The organism is Acidovorax sp. BL-A-41-H1, assembly GCF_051942715.1.
In genome coordinates, this window is record NZ_JBPVJQ010000003.1 from 1,191,972 (window position 1) to 1,206,870 (window position 14,899).

The window sequence follows — 14,899 nt, forward strand, 5'->3', positions numbered from 1 at the left end:
CTTGCAATCGGCAGCGCCGGACCCACTTGATCTCAATTCATCTTAGGGATTTCGGTCGTCTGGCGTGCTGCCTCTGGCGCATCAGGCGGTCCTGTTCGCATGGCCACCAACTTCCTCACCAAACTTTTCGGCAGCCGCAACGACCGGCTCCTCAAGCAGTACCGCAAGACGGTGACCCGCATCAATGCGATGGAGCCCGACTACGAGAAGCTGTCGGATGAGCAGCTGCGCGCCAAGACGCAGGAGTTCAAGGATCGCGTTGCCAACGGGACTTCGCTGGACGATTTGTTGCCCGAAGCGTTCGCCGTGGTCCGCGAAGGCTCCAAGCGCGTAATGAAAATGCGCCACTTCGATGTGCAGATGCTCGGGGGCATGGCGCTTCACTTCGGCAAGATCTCGGAAATGCGCACAGGCGAGGGCAAGACGCTGACCGCCACGCTGCCGGTGTACCTCAATGCCCTGTCGGGCAAGGGTGTGCACGTCGTGACCGTCAATGACTACCTTGCAAACCGTGACGCGCAGTGGATGGGCCGCTTGTACAACTTTCTGGGCTTGTCGGTGGGTATCAACCTGCCCAACATGCCGCGCGAGGAAAAGCAGGCAGCTTACCGTGCTGACATCACCTACGGTACCAACAACGAGTATGGCTTTGACTACCTGCGCGACAACATGGTCTATGAGGCGGGCGATCGCGTTCAGCACGGACTGAATTTCGCTATCGTCGACGAGGTGGACTCGATCCTGATTGACGAGGCGCGCACACCGCTGATCATCAGCGGCCAGGCCGAAGACCACACCGCGATGTACATCGCGATGAACAAGGTGATGCCCTTGCTTGTGCGACAGGAGGGCGAGGCAGACCCCCGCACCGGTGAAGGCGTGACCAAGCCGGGCGACTTCACGCTCGACGAAAAAACACACCAGGTATTCCTGACGGAGCAAGGCCATGAAACCGCAGAGCGCGTGCTCGCGAGCCAGGGCCTGATCGCCGAGGGCGCGTCGCTGTACGATCCTGCCAACATCACGCTGATGCATCACCTGTACGCAGCGCTGCGTGCCAACAACCTGTACCACCGCGATCAGCATTACGTAGTACAGAACGGCGAGATCGTCATCGTTGACGAGTTCACCGGACGGCTGATGTCCGGCCGCCGCTGGAGTGAAGGCCTGCACCAGGCTGTGGAAGCCAAGGAAGGCGTGAAGATCCAGGCCGAGAACCAGACGATGGCCTCGATCACCTTCCAGAACTATTTCCGTCTGTACGGAAAGCTGGCGGGCATGACGGGTACGGCCGATACCGAAGCCTACGAGTTCCAGGAAATCTATGGCCTCGAAACGGTCGTCATCCCGCCCAACCGCCCCAGCAAGCGCGATGACCAGCTAGACCGCGTCTACAAAACGACGCGCGAGAAGTATGAGGCGGCCATCAAGGACATCCGTGAATGCCACGAGCGCGGCCAGCCTGTCCTGGTGGGCACCACGTCGATCGAAAACTCCGAGATCATCGATGAGCTGCTGAAAAAGGAAGGCCTGCCGCATCAGGTACTCAACGCCAAGCAGCATGCGCGTGAGGCGGACATCGTCGCCCAGGCCGGACGTCCAGGCATGATCACCATTGCCACGAACATGGCAGGGCGGGGTACTGACATTGTGCTGGGGGGCAATATCGAGAACGATGTAGCCGCCATTGAAGCGGACGAATCCCTCAGCGAAGCAGACCGATCCGCGAAGGTGGCTGCCTTGCGCGAGCAGTGGAAGATAGACCACGAGAAGGTCACGGGCCTCGGCGGCCTGCGCATCATTGCGACAGAGCGCCACGAATCGCGTCGTATCGACAACCAGCTGCGTGGTCGTTCTGGACGCCAGGGCGATCCCGGATCGTCGCGCTTTTATCTGAGCCTGGACGACTCGCTGATGCGGATCTTCGCCGGCGACCGCGTGCGGGCGATCATGGACCGCCTGAAGATGCCCGATGGCGAGGCCATCGAAGCCGGCATCGTCACGCGCAGCATCGAGTCGGCCCAGCGCAAGGTGGAAGCCCGCAATTTCGACGTGCGCAAACAGCTGCTGGAATATGACGACGTTTCCAACGACCAGCGCAAGGTGATCTACCAGCAGCGCAACGACATCCTAGACGCGAGCGATCTGTCCGACGTGATTGCTGCCATGCGCGAAGACTGCATGACCGACCTGGTGCGCCAGTACGTCCCGGTGGAATCGCTGGAAGAGCAGTGGGATATCCCTTCGCTCGAGAAGGCGCTGGCTGACGACTGGCACGTGAAGATGGACCTGCAGCAGCAAGTGCAGGCCGCCACCGCCATCACCGACGACGAGATCCTGGAGAAGGTTGTGGCTGCGGCACATGCTTCGTTTGAAGCCAAGGTGGAACAGGTCGGGCGTGAAAACTTCACACAGTTCGAACGCATGGTCCTGTTGCAGGGTTTTGACTCCAACTGGCGAGACCACCTGAGCGCACTGGACTATCTGCGCCAGGGCATTCACTTGCGGGGCTATGCACAAAAGCAGCCCAAGCAGGAGTACAAGCGTGAAGCGTTTGAACTGTTCCGCCAGCTGATCGACCACGTCAAAAACGAAGTCACCAAGATCCTGATGACGGTACAGGTGCAGTCGCCCGAACAGCTTGACCAGGCAGCCCAGGACTTGGAAGCGCGTGGCGAGAGCATTGCCAATGTGACGTACACCGCGCCCACGGCGACGGGCGAGGCCGAGGTGATTGCTGCCGGACAGACGGCTGGAGGCGATGCGTCAGCAGCCCTGCCCGAGGGAATGCGTGTGGGACGCAACGACCCCTGCCCATGCGGTAGCGGCAAGAAGTTCAAGCAGTGCCACGGCAAGCTGGCCTGATGTGCCGATAGTGGTTGGTGGCGAGCGGCGCTTTGGCCCTGCCACATGACCCGAGAGTGCCTGCCAACCATTGACGACACGGGCTGCGGCCCGTGTCGTCATTTGGATCGCTGGTTTTTCCGATAATTGCAAAAGTCATCCACAGAAGGTCACCATGCCCGTCAATCTCTCTGCCCCCGTTGCCGCCGACCTGCACCCTGTCGCGGGCGTTCGTATTGGTGTTGCCGAAGCCGGTATCCGCAAGGCCAACCGCAAGGACCTCACCGTGTTCCTGCTGGACGAAGGTGCCAGTGTGGCGGGCGTGTTCACCAAAAACCGGTTCTGTGCTGCTCCGGTGCAGCTCAGCCGTGAGCATCTGGCAGCGGGCCAGGGCATCCGGGCCATGGTCATCAACACAGGCAATGCCAATGCCGGGACGGGTGCTGACGGCCTGGTGCGCGCGCGCGCTACGTGCATCGCCCTTGCGCGGCAGCTCAATCTGGCGCCGGAGCAGATCCTGCCGTTTTCGACAGGCGTGATCATGGAGCCACTGCCGCACGACCGTATCGAGGCCGGACTCCCTGCGGCGATTGCCGACGCGCGGGCTGACCACTGGGCGCGCGCAGCCGAGGGGATCATGACCACCGACACCATCCCCAAGGCGTTCTCTGCGCAGGCCCAGGTGGGCGGGGCGACGGTCTCCATCACTGGCATCAGCAAGGGCGCAGGCATGATCCGCCCCAACATGGCGACCATGCTCGGCTTCATGGCTACAGACGCCTGTGTGCACCCGTCTGTCATGCAGCAACTGGCGCGGGAACTGGCCGACGGGTCATTCAACCGCGTCACGATCGACGGTGATACTTCCACCAACGACTCGTTCGTGGTGGTGGCCACCAACAAGGCGGCCCACGCGCCCATCATGGATCTGGGCAGCGCCGAAGGCCAGGCGCTCAAGAACTCCATGATGAGGGTGTCGCAGCAACTCGCCCAGGCGATCGTGCGCGACGGCGAGGGCGCCACCAAGTTCATCACGGTGCGGGTAGAGGGGGGCAAGACGGGCGAAGAATGCCGCCAGGTTGCGTACGCCATTGCCCACTCGCCACTCGTCAAGACCGCTTTTTTCGCCAGCGACCCCAACCTCGGCCGTATTCTGGCGGCCGTGGGTTACGCAGGCATCGAAGACCTCGACCAGACCGGCATTGATCTGTACCTGGACGATGTGCATGTGGCTGTTCAAGGCGGCCGTAATCCGGCGTACCGCGAGGAGGACGGCCAGCGCGTGATGAAGCAAAGTGAGATCACGGTGCGTGTAGTGCTGGGTCGCGGTGCGGCGGCAGACACGGTGTGGACCTGTGATTTCAGCCACGAATACGTGACCATCAATGCGGACTACCGGTCCTGACCGTGCATTTGCTATCAATTAAATAGCTATCAGGCATTGATTGGTAAGGGCTACGAGCCAAAATGAACCAAAAATTCGAAAATCTCATCGAACGTGCCGAGCAGCTGATTGCGCGCATCGAATCCGTGTTGCCGCAGCCCCTGGGAGCGCCCGACTGGTCGGCTGCCATCGCATGGCGGTATCGCAAGCGCAGCAGTGGCCATGGATCGCTCGAGCCTGTGCGCCATGTTGCCCAGATGCGGATGGATGACCTTCAGGAAATCGATCCCCAAAAAGCCAGGATTGAGCGCAACACCGAGCAGTTCGTATTGGGCAAACCAGCCAACAACGTTCTGCTCACTGGCGCCCGCGGCACCGGCAAATCTTCATTGATCAAGGCCTGCCTCAACGCATTTTCCGCTCGCGGTCTGCGACTGATCGAGGTGGACAAGGCTGATCTCGTGGATCTGCCAGACATCGTGGATGTAGTAGCCGGGAGACCTGAAAAATTCATCGTGTTTTGCGATGACCTCAGCTTTGAAGACGGTGAACCAGGCTACAAAGCGCTCAAGTCGATCCTGGACGGCTCGGTGGCTGCATCGAGCCCGAACGTGCTCATCTACGCGACCAGCAACCGCCGCCATCTGCTGCCCGAGTACATGGCCGAGAACCGCACGTACACCCACACGGCCGACGGTGAAGTACACCCTGGAGAGGCGGTCGAAGAGAAGATTTCACTGTCCGAGCGCTTTGGCCTGTGGGTGAGCTTTTATCCCTTCAGTCAGGACGAATATCTGGCCATCGTGGGCCAGTGGCTGGCGTCCCTGGGCGTACCTGCCGCCGATATTGCGGCAGCGCGCGCCGAGGCACTGGTATGGGCGCTCGAACGTGGCTCTCGCAGTGGGCGCGTGGCATACCAGTTTGCACGCGACTATGCAGGTCGGCGCGGTGGTTGAGGGATCAAGGATGCCGGCCCCCGTTTCCACCGTTGCACCGCGCAAGCACACTGAGGTAGCGGTAGGTATCCTGCTGCGCAGTGACGGTGCTTTGCTGCTCTCTACCCGCCCGCCTGGCAAGCCCTACGCCGGTTATTGGGAGTTTCCGGGCGGCAAACTGGAGGAGGACGAAACCGTCGAGCAGGCACTTCGTCGGGAGCTCATCGAGGAACTGGGCGTCACCATCGGCCCTGCCGCGATCTGGAAGGTTACTGAACACGACTACCCCCATGCTTTGGTCCGTTTGCACTGGTGCAAGGTCCATGAGTGGACAGGTGTGTTTGAAATGCGCGAAGGCCAACAGATGCAATGGCAACAGCTTCCTCTTACCGTGGCACCTGTGCTGCCGGGGGCGTATCCGGTCCTGGACTGGCTTGCGCAGGAGCGGGGCTTGGAGGGCGCGGCTTGCGCGTCCCCATTGGAGCCCGGCGTCTAAAGGATGGGGCTGTCGATGGCGAAATTCAGCACCGCCGTCGGGACCATATGCAGGTAGCCTGCGGGAGCGATGACTGCGCAAAACTCGGCGCAGTGCGTGGATGTGGCGCCCTGGCGATTCAGGGAGGGCGAACTTGCAAGGCGGAACGCTGTCCGACGGCACTGCAAGGCGCTCGGGCGTTGAACCCCCTGCGCATGTCTGTTGTGCCCAATGTCTCGAGCATGTAGGATGCGGCTCCATGCGGCTGTCACCCGAGCCGCATTCCGATGGGCTGACAGCTCCTCAGTGCTCCGTCTTCGGATCGCCGTATGACGCATCCATGGGTGGAGCTTCAGTTGGCAGGCGAAAGTCTTCACTAGCCCATGCGCCCAAATCGACCTGTTTGCAGCGCTCGCTGCAAAACGGCCGGTAGGCGTTGGTGGGTGCGTACACGCTGTCACCGCCGCAGGATGGGCATACGACGATACGGGCGGCGGAAGCCGCGAGTGGGGAGGTTTTGCCCATGGTGGCACGTCGTCAATGAAGGTGGATTTATGCGATGGGAGGGCCGCAGCTGGACGCGGCATGCTTTGGCTTCAGGCGCAAAGCGTGAGTTCAAAAGCGGCGTCTTCTGCGCAGGCATGCAGCCGCATATCGTCTTGCATGCGCATCAGGCGCACCGACACAATCAGCCGGTTTCCGCTGATCTCCGGAATGAGGTCGAGCGCCGGATCGATGCGAAGCCGCAGCAACTGGAACGTGCGCCCTTGCGGCAGCGTCTGCTGAAACTGCCCACGTTCTGCCGCAACCTTCTGCGGTACTCCTGAATCACGCAGCAACTTGAGCAGCACATAAATCGACTCCGCCAGAGGCGAGAGCGTCGAAGCCCATCCTTCAAGGGCCTGTTGGCGGACCGTGTGCGGGTGGTGCTGCCATGCGTAATATGCCGGCAGATCGAAGCCGCAAGTGCCGCCTGGTATGCCCACCCGGCTGCGAATGCTCATCAGCCAGTCATTTTCAGTGAGCGAATGCCCCGACTTGCCCGTCTGGCTGTTGAGCGCCTGGAAGCAACGATCCAGCTGCTCGATCACCGCGTCAAGCGCCGTCTCCGAGATGGATGGGTTGCCACGGTAACTGTCGAGCTGGTGCTTGTGTTTTTCGATGTCCTTGAGCACATCCGATTTGAGATCGGCCCGCGCGGCTACATCCATGATCTCGAAGATCGTGACCAACGCAAAATGGTGGTCCAGTGCATGGTGTCGCGGTATCAGTTCACCCAGCCGGCGGAACAGCTGCTCAAGCCGCAGATAGGTTCTGAGGCGCTCGTTGAAAGGGTATTCGTAAAGAATCACGCTGGCGGGTTCCTCGGGCTCAGGCGGCTGACGGACGCAAATGATGCGCTGCCGGTCATTTGAAAAGCTCGCACGTCGATGTCCGCTGCATCATAGCCCGAACAACGCAGCCACTTGAGAAACGTCAGCCTTCAGCTGGCTCAGGGAGCGATTGCGTCCGTTGGCAATCAGGATGTCTGCTGCGGCGCGTCTCTTATTCCGTGTGGCCTGTGAAGCGATGATGTTCTGTACCACCTCCGCCGCAAGGCTGTTTCGCTGCATCACCCGCATCACTTGGGTATCGGCATCGCAGTCCACCACGATCACAGCATCTAGTCGTCTCGCCCATCGTCCCGATTCCACCAGCAAGGGCACGTCGAAAACGATCAGCGGGCATCCACGGTTCGCTGCCTCCTGCGCCTGCATTTCGCTCTGCCATCCCACGAGCGGGTGAATGATGGACTCCAGACGGGATCGCGCTTCAGGACGAGTGAACGCGAGCGCACGCATTTTTTCCCGGTCAAGTGCGCCGAGCGTATCAATGAAATCGGCTCCGAAGGAGGCCTGTATGGCGGCGATTGCCGCTCCACCCGGGCCCGTCACACCACGCGCGATGCGGTCCGCATCGACCAGCGCGGCGCCAGCGGCGCCAAGCAACTCGCCGACGGTACTTTTACCGCTACCAATGCCGCCGGTCAGGCCGATTCTTGCTGCGCGCATTCCGGGCGTGCCGGTCACCGTCAACCCGGTTTCAAAGGCCGAAGGGCCTGAACACCGTTGCGACGATTGCCTGCGGACCGAACACCATGGCAGTGAGTCCCGCGCCCACCAGAAACGGTCCAAACGGTATGTAGCCACCCTCGCGCAGACCGCTGAAGACTTTCATCGCGATACCGACGATGGCGCCGATCACAGACGACATCAGGATGATGGGGACCAAGGCTTGCCATCCGAACCATGCACCCAGTGCGGCAAACAGCTTGAAGTCACCATAACCCATGCCTTCTTTCCCCGTGACCAGTTTGAAACCCCAATACACCAGCCAGAGTGAAAGATAGCCGGCCGCAGCCCCGAATACGGAATCGAGCAAAGGAACATTTATCCACTGCATCGCCGCCGCAAGCAGCCCGGCCCAAAGCAGCGGCAACGTGATGTCATCTGGAAGGAATGTGGTGTCCCAGTCAATGAAAGCCAACGCCACCAAAGCGGCGGAAAACCCGCACCACGCAAGCCCCGCGGGGCTCAGGCCCCAGCGGTAACCGCAGTAGAAAAAGAGGGCACCAGTGAACAGCTCCACCACTGGATAACGCAAGCTGAGATGCACGTTGCAAGCAGAGCACCGGCCACGAAGAAAAATGTAGCTCAGAACAGGAACGTTCTCATACCACCGCACAACATGGCCGCAGGCTTGGCAGCGCGACCGAGGAGTGAGCAGATTGAAAGTCGCCTTAGGAGTTGCAGATATCTCTTCGCCACTCACACTCGCGTTGTAACTGGCAGCCTCAGTGGCCCACTGGCGCTCCATCATCTGGGGGAGCCGGTAGATGACCACGTTCAGAAAACTGCCGATTAACAATCCGAAGACGCAGGCAATGCCGCCGTCCCATAACGGTTCGAATCCCATCAGACAACTTGGCCGAGTTTGAAGATGGGGAGATACATCGACACCACGATTCCACCGATCAGCGTGCCGAGAAACACGATGATGATGGGTTCCATAAGGCTGGAAAGGCCTGCAACCATCTCATCCACTTCCGCTTCGTAAAAGTCTGCAGCCTTGCCCAGCATGTGATCGATGGACCCGGACTCTTCGCCAATGGCACACATCTGGAGCACCATCGAAGGAAACACGTTCGCGTTGCCCATCGCTGCGGTGAGGCTGGTACCGGTAGAAACCTCCTGCTGGATTTTTTCGGTCGCAATGGAGTACACCGAATTGCCCGATGCACCACCCACTGAATCGAGAGCCTCGACCAAAGGAACCCCGGCTGCAAACATCGTTGCCAGCGTACGTGTCCACCGGGCCACGCAGGACTTGTCAATCAGCGGGCCGAAAACTGGAATCTTCAGCAGGAGCCGATCCATGAACTTCTGCATTTTTTCGCTGCGGCGCCACGCCTGCATGAAAAAATAGAACCCGCCTCCGATTCCCCCGAAGATCAACCACCACCACTTTACGAACGTTTCGCTGATCGCCATTACGAACAAAGTCGGAGCGGGCAGATCAGCGCCAAAGGATGTGAAGACTTCCTTGAACGCCGGGATCACGAAAATCATGATGACTGCCACGACGACGAAGGCCACGATCACCACGGATATCGGATACATCAAGGCGGAGCGAATCTTGGATTTTATCGCTTCCGTTTTCTCCATGTAGGTGGCCAGGCGATCCAGCAGCGCTTCCAGAATACCTGCAGCTTCGCCCGCCTCAACCAGGTTGCAGTAGAGCGTATCGAAATACATCGGATGCTTGCGAAACGCAGCGTTCAGGGACGTGCCAGTTTCCACGTCTTGCCGAATGTCGTTCAGAAGCTTCGTCACACTGGCGTTTGTGTTGCCTCTCCCGACAATATCGAACGACTGAAGCAGCGGTACCCCGGCCTTCATCATGGTCGCGAGTTGCCGGGTGAAAAGGGCAATGTCTTTTGGCTTGATCTTTTTGCCGGAGCGCATCCGGCGCTTCTTGATCTTTGTCGGGAAGACACCTTGCCTGCGCAATGTCGCCTGTACCTGGTTTTCACCGGAGGCACGCGTTTCGCCACGGACTACTTTTCCGTGTCTGTCTTTGCCTTCCCACTCAAAGACGAATTCCTTGATGGTTGATGCAGCGGTCGCCATACTGATAATCCCTTGTAAGCGCTATTCGTTGGTAACCGCGAGCACTTCTTCCAGAGAAGTCAAACCCAGCTTTGCCTTGTGTAGTCCGGCATCACGCAACGATCGGACACCCTCGGATTTCGCCTGCTCGGCAATTTCCAATGCGCTACCGTCCCGCAAAATAATGCGCTGAATTTCTTCCGAAATAGGCATCACCTGATAGATGCCCAAGCGGCCTTTATAGCCGTTGTTGCACGCTGAACATCCAACGGGTCTGTAAGTTACCCAGGTGCCGTCGAGGTCGTGCTCAGGGTAACCAGCTTCCAGCAACGTTTCATGCGGGATGTCCGCCGGCGTCTTGCACGCCGGACACAGTCTCCGCGCAAGGCGCTGGGCGGTGATCAGGATAACGCTTGAGGCGATGTTGAAGGGCGCAATGCCCATGTTGCGCATCCGCGTCAGCGTTGTCGGGGCGTCATTCGTGTGGAGGGTCGACAGCACAAGATGGCCTGTTTGCGCTGCCTTGATCGAGATATCTGCAGTTTCAAGATCACGTATTTCGCCGACCATAATGATGTCCGGATCCTGACGCAGAAACGACTTCAGGGCCACCGCAAAAGTGAGCCCTGCCTTTTCGTTGACGTTTACCTGGTTGACGCCTGGCAAATTGATTTCCGATGGGTCTTCAGCGGTGGCAATGTTGACTCCGGGCTTGTTCAGCAGATTCAAGCAGGTGTAAAGTGACACGGTTTTACCGGAGCCGGTAGGGCCGGTCACAAGAATCATGCCGTAAGGACGGCCGATTGCCTGCAGCAGGCGCTCTTTTTCCACCGGCTCATACCCTAGCGCGTCGATCCCGAGCTTTGCACTGCTGGGATCAAGAATCCGGATAACAATTTTTTCCCCGAACAACGTGGGTAATGTACTCACGCGAAAATCGATAACCCGGTCAGGTCCGACCTTGAGTTTCATCCGGCCGTCTTGCGGCACCCGCTTCTCCGAGATATCGAGCCGTGAGATAACCTTGATCCGCGATGCCAGCTTGTCTTTGATCGCTACCGGCGGCGAGGCGATTTCACGTAATTCTCCGTCAATACGAAACCGTACCCGATATTGGTGCTCGTAGGGTTCAAAATGCAGGTCCGATGCCCTCATGTTGAACGCATCCAGCAGCATTTTGTGGAGAAATTTGACGACGGGTGCGTCTTCGACGTCTGCTGCGCCCGTATCGTTGTTTTCCGGGGCATCTTCCACCGGTACATCGTCAAACTCAAAATCGCCGCTGGTGGAGGTGAGTCCATCCATCGACTCAGCGACAGACTTTGTGGATGCATCCACCAGACGACTCAACTTGTCGTACTCGGCAATAATCCAGTCCACACCCATCTGAGTCGTGAACTTTATTTTTTCAGCAGCCTCCTGATCGGTTGGATCTGCTGTAGCGACGATAAGGCGATTATTTCGCTTGCTGAGGACGATTACCCTGTAGGCCTGACAAATCTTCGGATCCAGCAGTTCCTTGGGTAGTCGCAGCGGGTCGATGGCCTCCAGGTCAAGCAAGGGAGCGCCAAAAACCGCCGATACCGTGTGCGCCAGATCCGCAGCAGAAACGGCTCCAGAGCCCGTCAACTCGCCGATAAAGCTGGTACGGGCAATCTGTGATTTTTTGTAAATATCCTCGGCTGTCTTCTGGGTCAGCTTGCCCGCGGATATGAGAGCCCTCCCCAAACCGGGAAGCGCGACCGCGGAGGCTTCTTTAGGGGCAGTATCGACAGCGGCCATGTAACCGGGGATGTGTTAGGTTGGGAAAAGAAACCATCCTATCATCGCCGATCACCCATAGCCTGTACAGCGATGGAAATTCGCAACAGCCATTTGAACACCCGGGCCGGGCAACCCTCTGAATGGCTTGGTCGGGGTGAGAGGATTCGAACCTCCGGCCTCTACGTCCCGAACGTAGCGCTCTACCAGGCTAAGCTACACCCCGTTTATGTGCTGTTTGCCACAAACCGAGGTTGGCTTTCCAACTTACGTGCGGCGGGCCAGCAGTTGTGATGCCAATTCTAGCAAGCCCGACGAGTATGGATTTGCGGGTAAAAGTTGCGCGGCGGACATTGCGCGTCGCGCCTCGGCGATGGCGGCGTCCCGTGCCACTTCCAGTGACCCTGTGGCCTTGACGATCGCGATGACTTCTGCGAGCTGTTCCGTGGAACCTTCTTCAATCGCGTGCCGCACCGTAGCAGCTTGCTGTGCTGTTCCTCTTCTGATGGCAGCAATGAGTGGCAATGTTGATTTGCCTTCGCGCAGGTCATCACCGAGATTTTTGCCCATCTCGGCCGCTTCGCCGTCGTAGTCCAGAACGTCGTCAATGATCTGGAAAGCAGTGCCCAGTGCCTGCCCGTAGGTGGCGCAGGCCTCTTCGGTGGCGGGATCGCTTTCTGCCAGGACTGCTCCAAGGCGGGCGCTGGCTTCAAACAGCTTTGCAGTTTTGGAGCGTATGACCCGCAGATAGCCTTCTTCATCCAGTGAAGGGTCGTGCATGTTCATCAGCTGGAGCACTTCGCCCTCCGCAATGACATTGGTCGCCTCAGAAAGGATCTCCATGATCCGCATGCTTCCCGCTTCGACCATCATCTGGAATGAGCGCGTATGCAAGAAGTCGCCGACCAGCACGCTCGCCGGATTCCCGAAAGTCTCATTGGCAGTCGCGCGGCCCCGGCGGAGGGTGGACGCATCCACCACATCGTCGTGCAACAGCGTCGCGGTGTGAATCAGTTCAACCACTGCTGCCAAGCTGAAGCGATGGGGGCCTCCGTATCCCAGTGCCCCGCAGACCATGAGCAGCAAGGCTGGGCGAAGGCGCTTGCCGCCCGCCGCGATGATGTACTGGGATATTTGTGCCACCAGGGGCACACTCGATGTGAGGCGTTGACTGATGACCTTGTCGACCTCCAGCATGTCGCTGGCGACGAGCAGAAGGGGCGAGGCGGCTGGGGCGGTATGTGCGGTCAAGGTCGTGGTCGCGAAAAGATGCGTAATTATAGGAACGCAGCACCTTGCGCCTGGCTTTCGCCGCCGAGCGCTCCGCGGAGGTCGGCAGCCCGGCTAGGCAGGCGAGACACAGTGGGTTATACTCTTGGGCTCTGCAGAAATCCGTCTGCGGAACTCATATCAAGAGGTCAACATGTACGCGGTCATAAAAACCGGCGGCAAGCAGTATCGCGTTGCTTCCGGCGAAAAAATTAAAGTAGAACAGATTGCTGCGGACGTAGGCCAGGAAATTGTGATCGACCAGGTTCTGGCTGTCGGCAACGGCGCTGAACTGAAGGTTGGTACGCCCCTGGTGTCCGGCGCAACCGTGAAAGCCACTGTCGTGGCCCACGGCAAGCACGACAAGGTGCACATCTTCAAGATGCGCCGTCGCAAGCACTATCAAAAACGCCAAGGCCATCGCCAGCAGTTCACTGAGCTGCAAATCGGTGCGATTGCTGCTTAATCGAAGGAGCTGAGTCATGGCACAGAAAAAAGGCGGCGGCTCTACGCGAAACGGGCGCGACTCCAAGCCAAAGATGCTGGGTGTCAAGGCGTTCGGTGGTGAACTGATCAGCGCTGGCTCGATCATCGTGCGTCAACGGGGTACGCGTTTCCACCCCGGCAACAACGTCGGCGTGGGCAAGGACCACACGTTGTTCGCCCTGGTTGACGGCCACGTGTCTTTTGGCACCAAGGGTGCGTTGTCCAAGTCCACGGTCAACGTGACACCCGCCTGAGGTTCACCTCGGGTCATCATCGAAGCCCCGCTCTGCCGGGGCTTTGTTGTTTGGTCTGTACGATGCGCGGCGTTTGACTGCTTTTGCAGTAGGGTCAGCCATCATCAGCCCAAGCGGTACCCCAGCGCCGTGTCAGCGGTGCGGTACACCGGCCCGCATTTGTGCGGACCGGGTTTTGTAAACTGGATATTCCCATGAAGTTCGTCGACGAAGCCTTTATTGATATTGCCGCAGGTGATGGCGGCAATGGCTGCGTGTCGTTCCGGCACGAAAAGTACAAGGAGTTCGGCGGACCCAATGGCGGGGACGGCGGGCGTGGCGGCCACGTGTTCGCGGTGGCCGACCCCAATCTGAACACACTGGTGGATTACCGCTACTCGCGCCGGCACGAGGCCAAGCGAGGCGAGCACGGCATGGGCTCGGACATGTTTGGTGCGGCGGGCAGTGACATCACGTTGAAGATGCCGGTGGGCACCATCATCACCGACGCGGAAACCGGCGAAGTGCTTTACGAGCTGCTGACGCCGGGCGAGGTGATCACCATCGCCAAGGGCGGCGACGGCGGCTTTGGAAACATGCGGTTCAAGAGCGCCATCAACCGCGCTCCCCGCCAGAAGACCCCGGGCTGGCCGGGAGAGAAAAAGAACCTCAAGCTGGAGCTGAAGGTGTTGGCGGATGTCGGCCTTCTGGGCATGCCCAACGCAGGCAAGTCCACCTTCATCACTGCGGTGTCGAATGCCCGGCCCAAGATTGCGGACTATCCGTTCACGACGCTCCACCCCAACTTGGGCGTGGTGCGCGTGGGGCCTGAGCAGAGCTTTGTGGTAGCCGACATTCCGGGGCTGATCGAAGGCGCCTCCGAAGGTGCGGGCCTGGGGCACCAGTTCTTGCGCCACCTGCAACGTACGCGCCTGTTGCTGCATGTGGTTGATCTCGCACCGTTCGATGACGCGGTAGACCCTGTCGCGCAAGCCAAGGCCATCGTGAACGAACTGAAGAAGTACGACCAGAAGCTCTACAACAAGCCTCGGTGGCTGGTGCTCAACAAGCTCGATATGGTGCCGACGGACGAGCGGAAGGCGCGCGTCAGCGATTTCGTCAAGCGTTTCAAGTGGAAGGGGCCGGTCTTCGAGATTTCGGCGCTGACGCGTGAAGGGTGCGAGCCTCTGATCCATGCCATCTTCAAGCATGTGCAATCCGAACAGCGCATCGAGAACGAGCCGGTCGAGGTGGATCCGCGCTTTGCCGGTGACACGCCCGCCTGATAAGGGCAAGCTTCCGATACGGTCTTGCTATGTATTTAATAGCTGCTGGTGCTTATAAATCAAGCGCTAGCAGCCTAA

General features: G+C 59.3%; 14 protein-coding genes and 1 tRNA gene. 7 read left to right on the plus strand and 8 right to left on the minus strand.

Translation table 11 applies throughout. The annotated features are described in order from the left end of the window. Positions 1-99 precede the first annotated feature (99 nt). The 4 genes from secA to ACTPOI_RS06365 all read left to right on the plus strand — a co-directional run bounded on the left by secA (position 100) and on the right by ACTPOI_RS06365 (position 5,659). Entirely contained in the window at positions 100-2,865 is a 2,766-nt protein-coding gene (secA, locus tag ACTPOI_RS06350; RefSeq protein ID WP_440107495.1) for a preprotein translocase subunit SecA, read from the plus strand. Between the two features lie 154 nt (positions 2,866-3,019). Continuing rightward, the gene (gene argJ / locus ACTPOI_RS06355; RefSeq protein WP_440107498.1) at positions 3,020-4,249 is read left to right on the plus strand and encodes a bifunctional glutamate N-acetyltransferase/amino-acid acetyltransferase ArgJ; all 1,230 of its coding nucleotides are present in this window, start codon (positions 3,020-3,022) and stop codon (positions 4,247-4,249) included. Positions 4,250-4,311: 62 nt separating this feature from the next. Beyond that, positions 4,312-5,184, plus strand: coding sequence for an ATP-binding protein (locus ACTPOI_RS06360; RefSeq protein ID WP_440107500.1), 873 nt, complete (start codon positions 4,312-4,314; stop codon positions 5,182-5,184). Positions 5,185-5,194: 10 nt separating this feature from the next. Further along, a complete protein-coding gene (locus ACTPOI_RS06365) occupies positions 5,195-5,659 on the plus strand; it encodes an NUDIX domain-containing protein (RefSeq protein ID WP_440107502.1) in 465 nt (154 codons plus the stop codon). Between the two features lie 282 nt (positions 5,660-5,941). On the opposite strand, the gene ACTPOI_RS06370 is transcribed toward ACTPOI_RS06365, so the two are convergent. The 8 genes from ACTPOI_RS06370 to ACTPOI_RS06405 form a co-directional block, all read right to left on the minus strand. Beyond that, on the minus strand, positions 5,942-6,163 hold the full coding sequence (locus tag ACTPOI_RS06370; RefSeq protein ID WP_440107504.1) for a DNA gyrase inhibitor YacG: 222 nt from the start codon (positions 6,161-6,163) through the stop codon (positions 5,942-5,944). A gap of 71 nt (positions 6,164-6,234) precedes the next feature. Beyond that, positions 6,235-6,990 carry a cell division protein ZapD gene (zapD, locus tag ACTPOI_RS06375; RefSeq protein ID WP_440107506.1) on the minus strand — a complete coding sequence of 252 codons (756 nt, stop codon included), beginning with the start codon at positions 6,988-6,990 and terminating at the stop codon, positions 6,235-6,237. Positions 6,991-7,080: 90 nt separating this feature from the next. Then, a complete protein-coding gene (coaE, locus tag ACTPOI_RS06380) occupies positions 7,081-7,689 on the minus strand; it encodes a dephospho-CoA kinase (RefSeq protein ID WP_440108278.1) in 609 nt (202 codons plus the stop codon). A 31-nt stretch (positions 7,690-7,720) separates the two neighbouring features. Further along, positions 7,721-8,593, minus strand: a complete 873-nt coding sequence (locus ACTPOI_RS06385; protein WP_440107508.1) for a prepilin peptidase — start codon at positions 8,591-8,593, stop codon at positions 7,721-7,723. After that, positions 8,593-9,807 carry a type II secretion system F family protein gene (locus tag ACTPOI_RS06390; RefSeq protein ID WP_440107510.1) on the minus strand — a complete coding sequence of 405 codons (1,215 nt, stop codon included), beginning with the start codon at positions 9,805-9,807 and terminating at the stop codon, positions 8,593-8,595. The genes ACTPOI_RS06385 and ACTPOI_RS06390 overlap by 1 nt, the downstream gene beginning before the upstream one ends. A gap of 21 nt (positions 9,808-9,828) precedes the next feature. After that, the gene (pilB, locus tag ACTPOI_RS06395) at positions 9,829-11,568 is read right to left on the minus strand and encodes a type IV-A pilus assembly ATPase PilB (protein ID WP_440107512.1); all 1,740 of its coding nucleotides are present in this window, start codon (positions 11,566-11,568) and stop codon (positions 9,829-9,831) included. A gap of 128 nt (positions 11,569-11,696) precedes the next feature. After that, a tRNA-Pro gene (locus ACTPOI_RS06400) sits at positions 11,697-11,773 on the minus strand. Between the two features lie 41 nt (positions 11,774-11,814). Next, the gene (locus ACTPOI_RS06405) at positions 11,815-12,744 is read right to left on the minus strand and encodes a polyprenyl synthetase family protein (RefSeq protein WP_440108279.1); all 930 of its coding nucleotides are present in this window, start codon (positions 12,742-12,744) and stop codon (positions 11,815-11,817) included. Between the two features lie 226 nt (positions 12,745-12,970). Between ACTPOI_RS06405 and rplU the strand changes: the two genes are divergently transcribed. From rplU to cgtA, 3 genes are all read left to right on the plus strand, one after another. Next, positions 12,971-13,282: a 50S ribosomal protein L21 gene (rplU, locus tag ACTPOI_RS06410; protein WP_005794184.1), complete on the plus strand. Its 312-nt coding sequence runs from the start codon at positions 12,971-12,973 to the stop codon at positions 13,280-13,282. A 16-nt stretch (positions 13,283-13,298) separates the two neighbouring features. Continuing rightward, positions 13,299-13,556 (plus strand): 50S ribosomal protein L27, encoded by a 258-nt coding sequence (rpmA, locus tag ACTPOI_RS06415; protein WP_008905145.1) that lies wholly within the window; start codon positions 13,299-13,301, stop codon positions 13,554-13,556. 194 nt (positions 13,557-13,750) lie between these two features. Next, positions 13,751-14,821: an Obg family GTPase CgtA gene (gene cgtA, locus ACTPOI_RS06420; protein ID WP_440107516.1), complete on the plus strand. Its 1,071-nt coding sequence runs from the start codon at positions 13,751-13,753 to the stop codon at positions 14,819-14,821. Positions 14,822-14,899 lie beyond the last annotated feature (78 nt).

Excerpts from the sequence above, each read along its gene's own strand:
- ACTPOI_RS06360 (WP_440107500.1), top strand. The coding sequence starts at position 4,312 with ATGAACCAAAAATTCGAAAATCTCATCGAACGTGCCGAGCAGCTGATT.
- secA (WP_440107495.1), top strand. The coding sequence starts at position 100 with ATGGCCACCAACTTCCTCACCAAACTTTTCGGCAGCCGCAACGACCGG.
- ACTPOI_RS06405 (WP_440108279.1), bottom strand. The coding sequence starts at position 12,744 with ATGCTGGAGGTCGACAAGGTCATCAGTCAACGCCTCACATCGAGTGTG.
- ACTPOI_RS06390 (WP_440107510.1), bottom strand. The coding sequence starts at position 9,807 with ATGGCGACCGCTGCATCAACCATCAAGGAATTCGTCTTTGAGTGGGAA.
- rplU (WP_005794184.1), top strand. The coding sequence starts at position 12,971 with ATGTACGCGGTCATAAAAACCGGCGGCAAGCAGTATCGCGTTGCTTCC.
- pilB (WP_440107512.1), bottom strand. The coding sequence starts at position 11,568 with ATGGCCGCTGTCGATACTGCCCCTAAAGAAGCCTCCGCGGTCGCGCTT.
- ACTPOI_RS06365 (WP_440107502.1), top strand. The coding sequence starts at position 5,195 with ATGCCGGCCCCCGTTTCCACCGTTGCACCGCGCAAGCACACTGAGGTA.
- argJ (WP_440107498.1), top strand. The coding sequence starts at position 3,020 with ATGCCCGTCAATCTCTCTGCCCCCGTTGCCGCCGACCTGCACCCTGTC.
- coaE (WP_440108278.1), bottom strand. The coding sequence starts at position 7,689 with ATGCGCGCAGCAAGAATCGGCCTGACCGGCGGCATTGGTAGCGGTAAA.
- cgtA (WP_440107516.1), top strand. The coding sequence starts at position 13,751 with ATGAAGTTCGTCGACGAAGCCTTTATTGATATTGCCGCAGGTGATGGC.
- rpmA (WP_008905145.1), top strand. The coding sequence starts at position 13,299 with ATGGCACAGAAAAAAGGCGGCGGCTCTACGCGAAACGGGCGCGACTCC.
- ACTPOI_RS06370 (WP_440107504.1), bottom strand. The coding sequence starts at position 6,163 with ATGGGCAAAACCTCCCCACTCGCGGCTTCCGCCGCCCGTATCGTCGTA.
- ACTPOI_RS06385 (WP_440107508.1), bottom strand. The coding sequence starts at position 8,593 with ATGGGATTCGAACCGTTATGGGACGGCGGCATTGCCTGCGTCTTCGGA.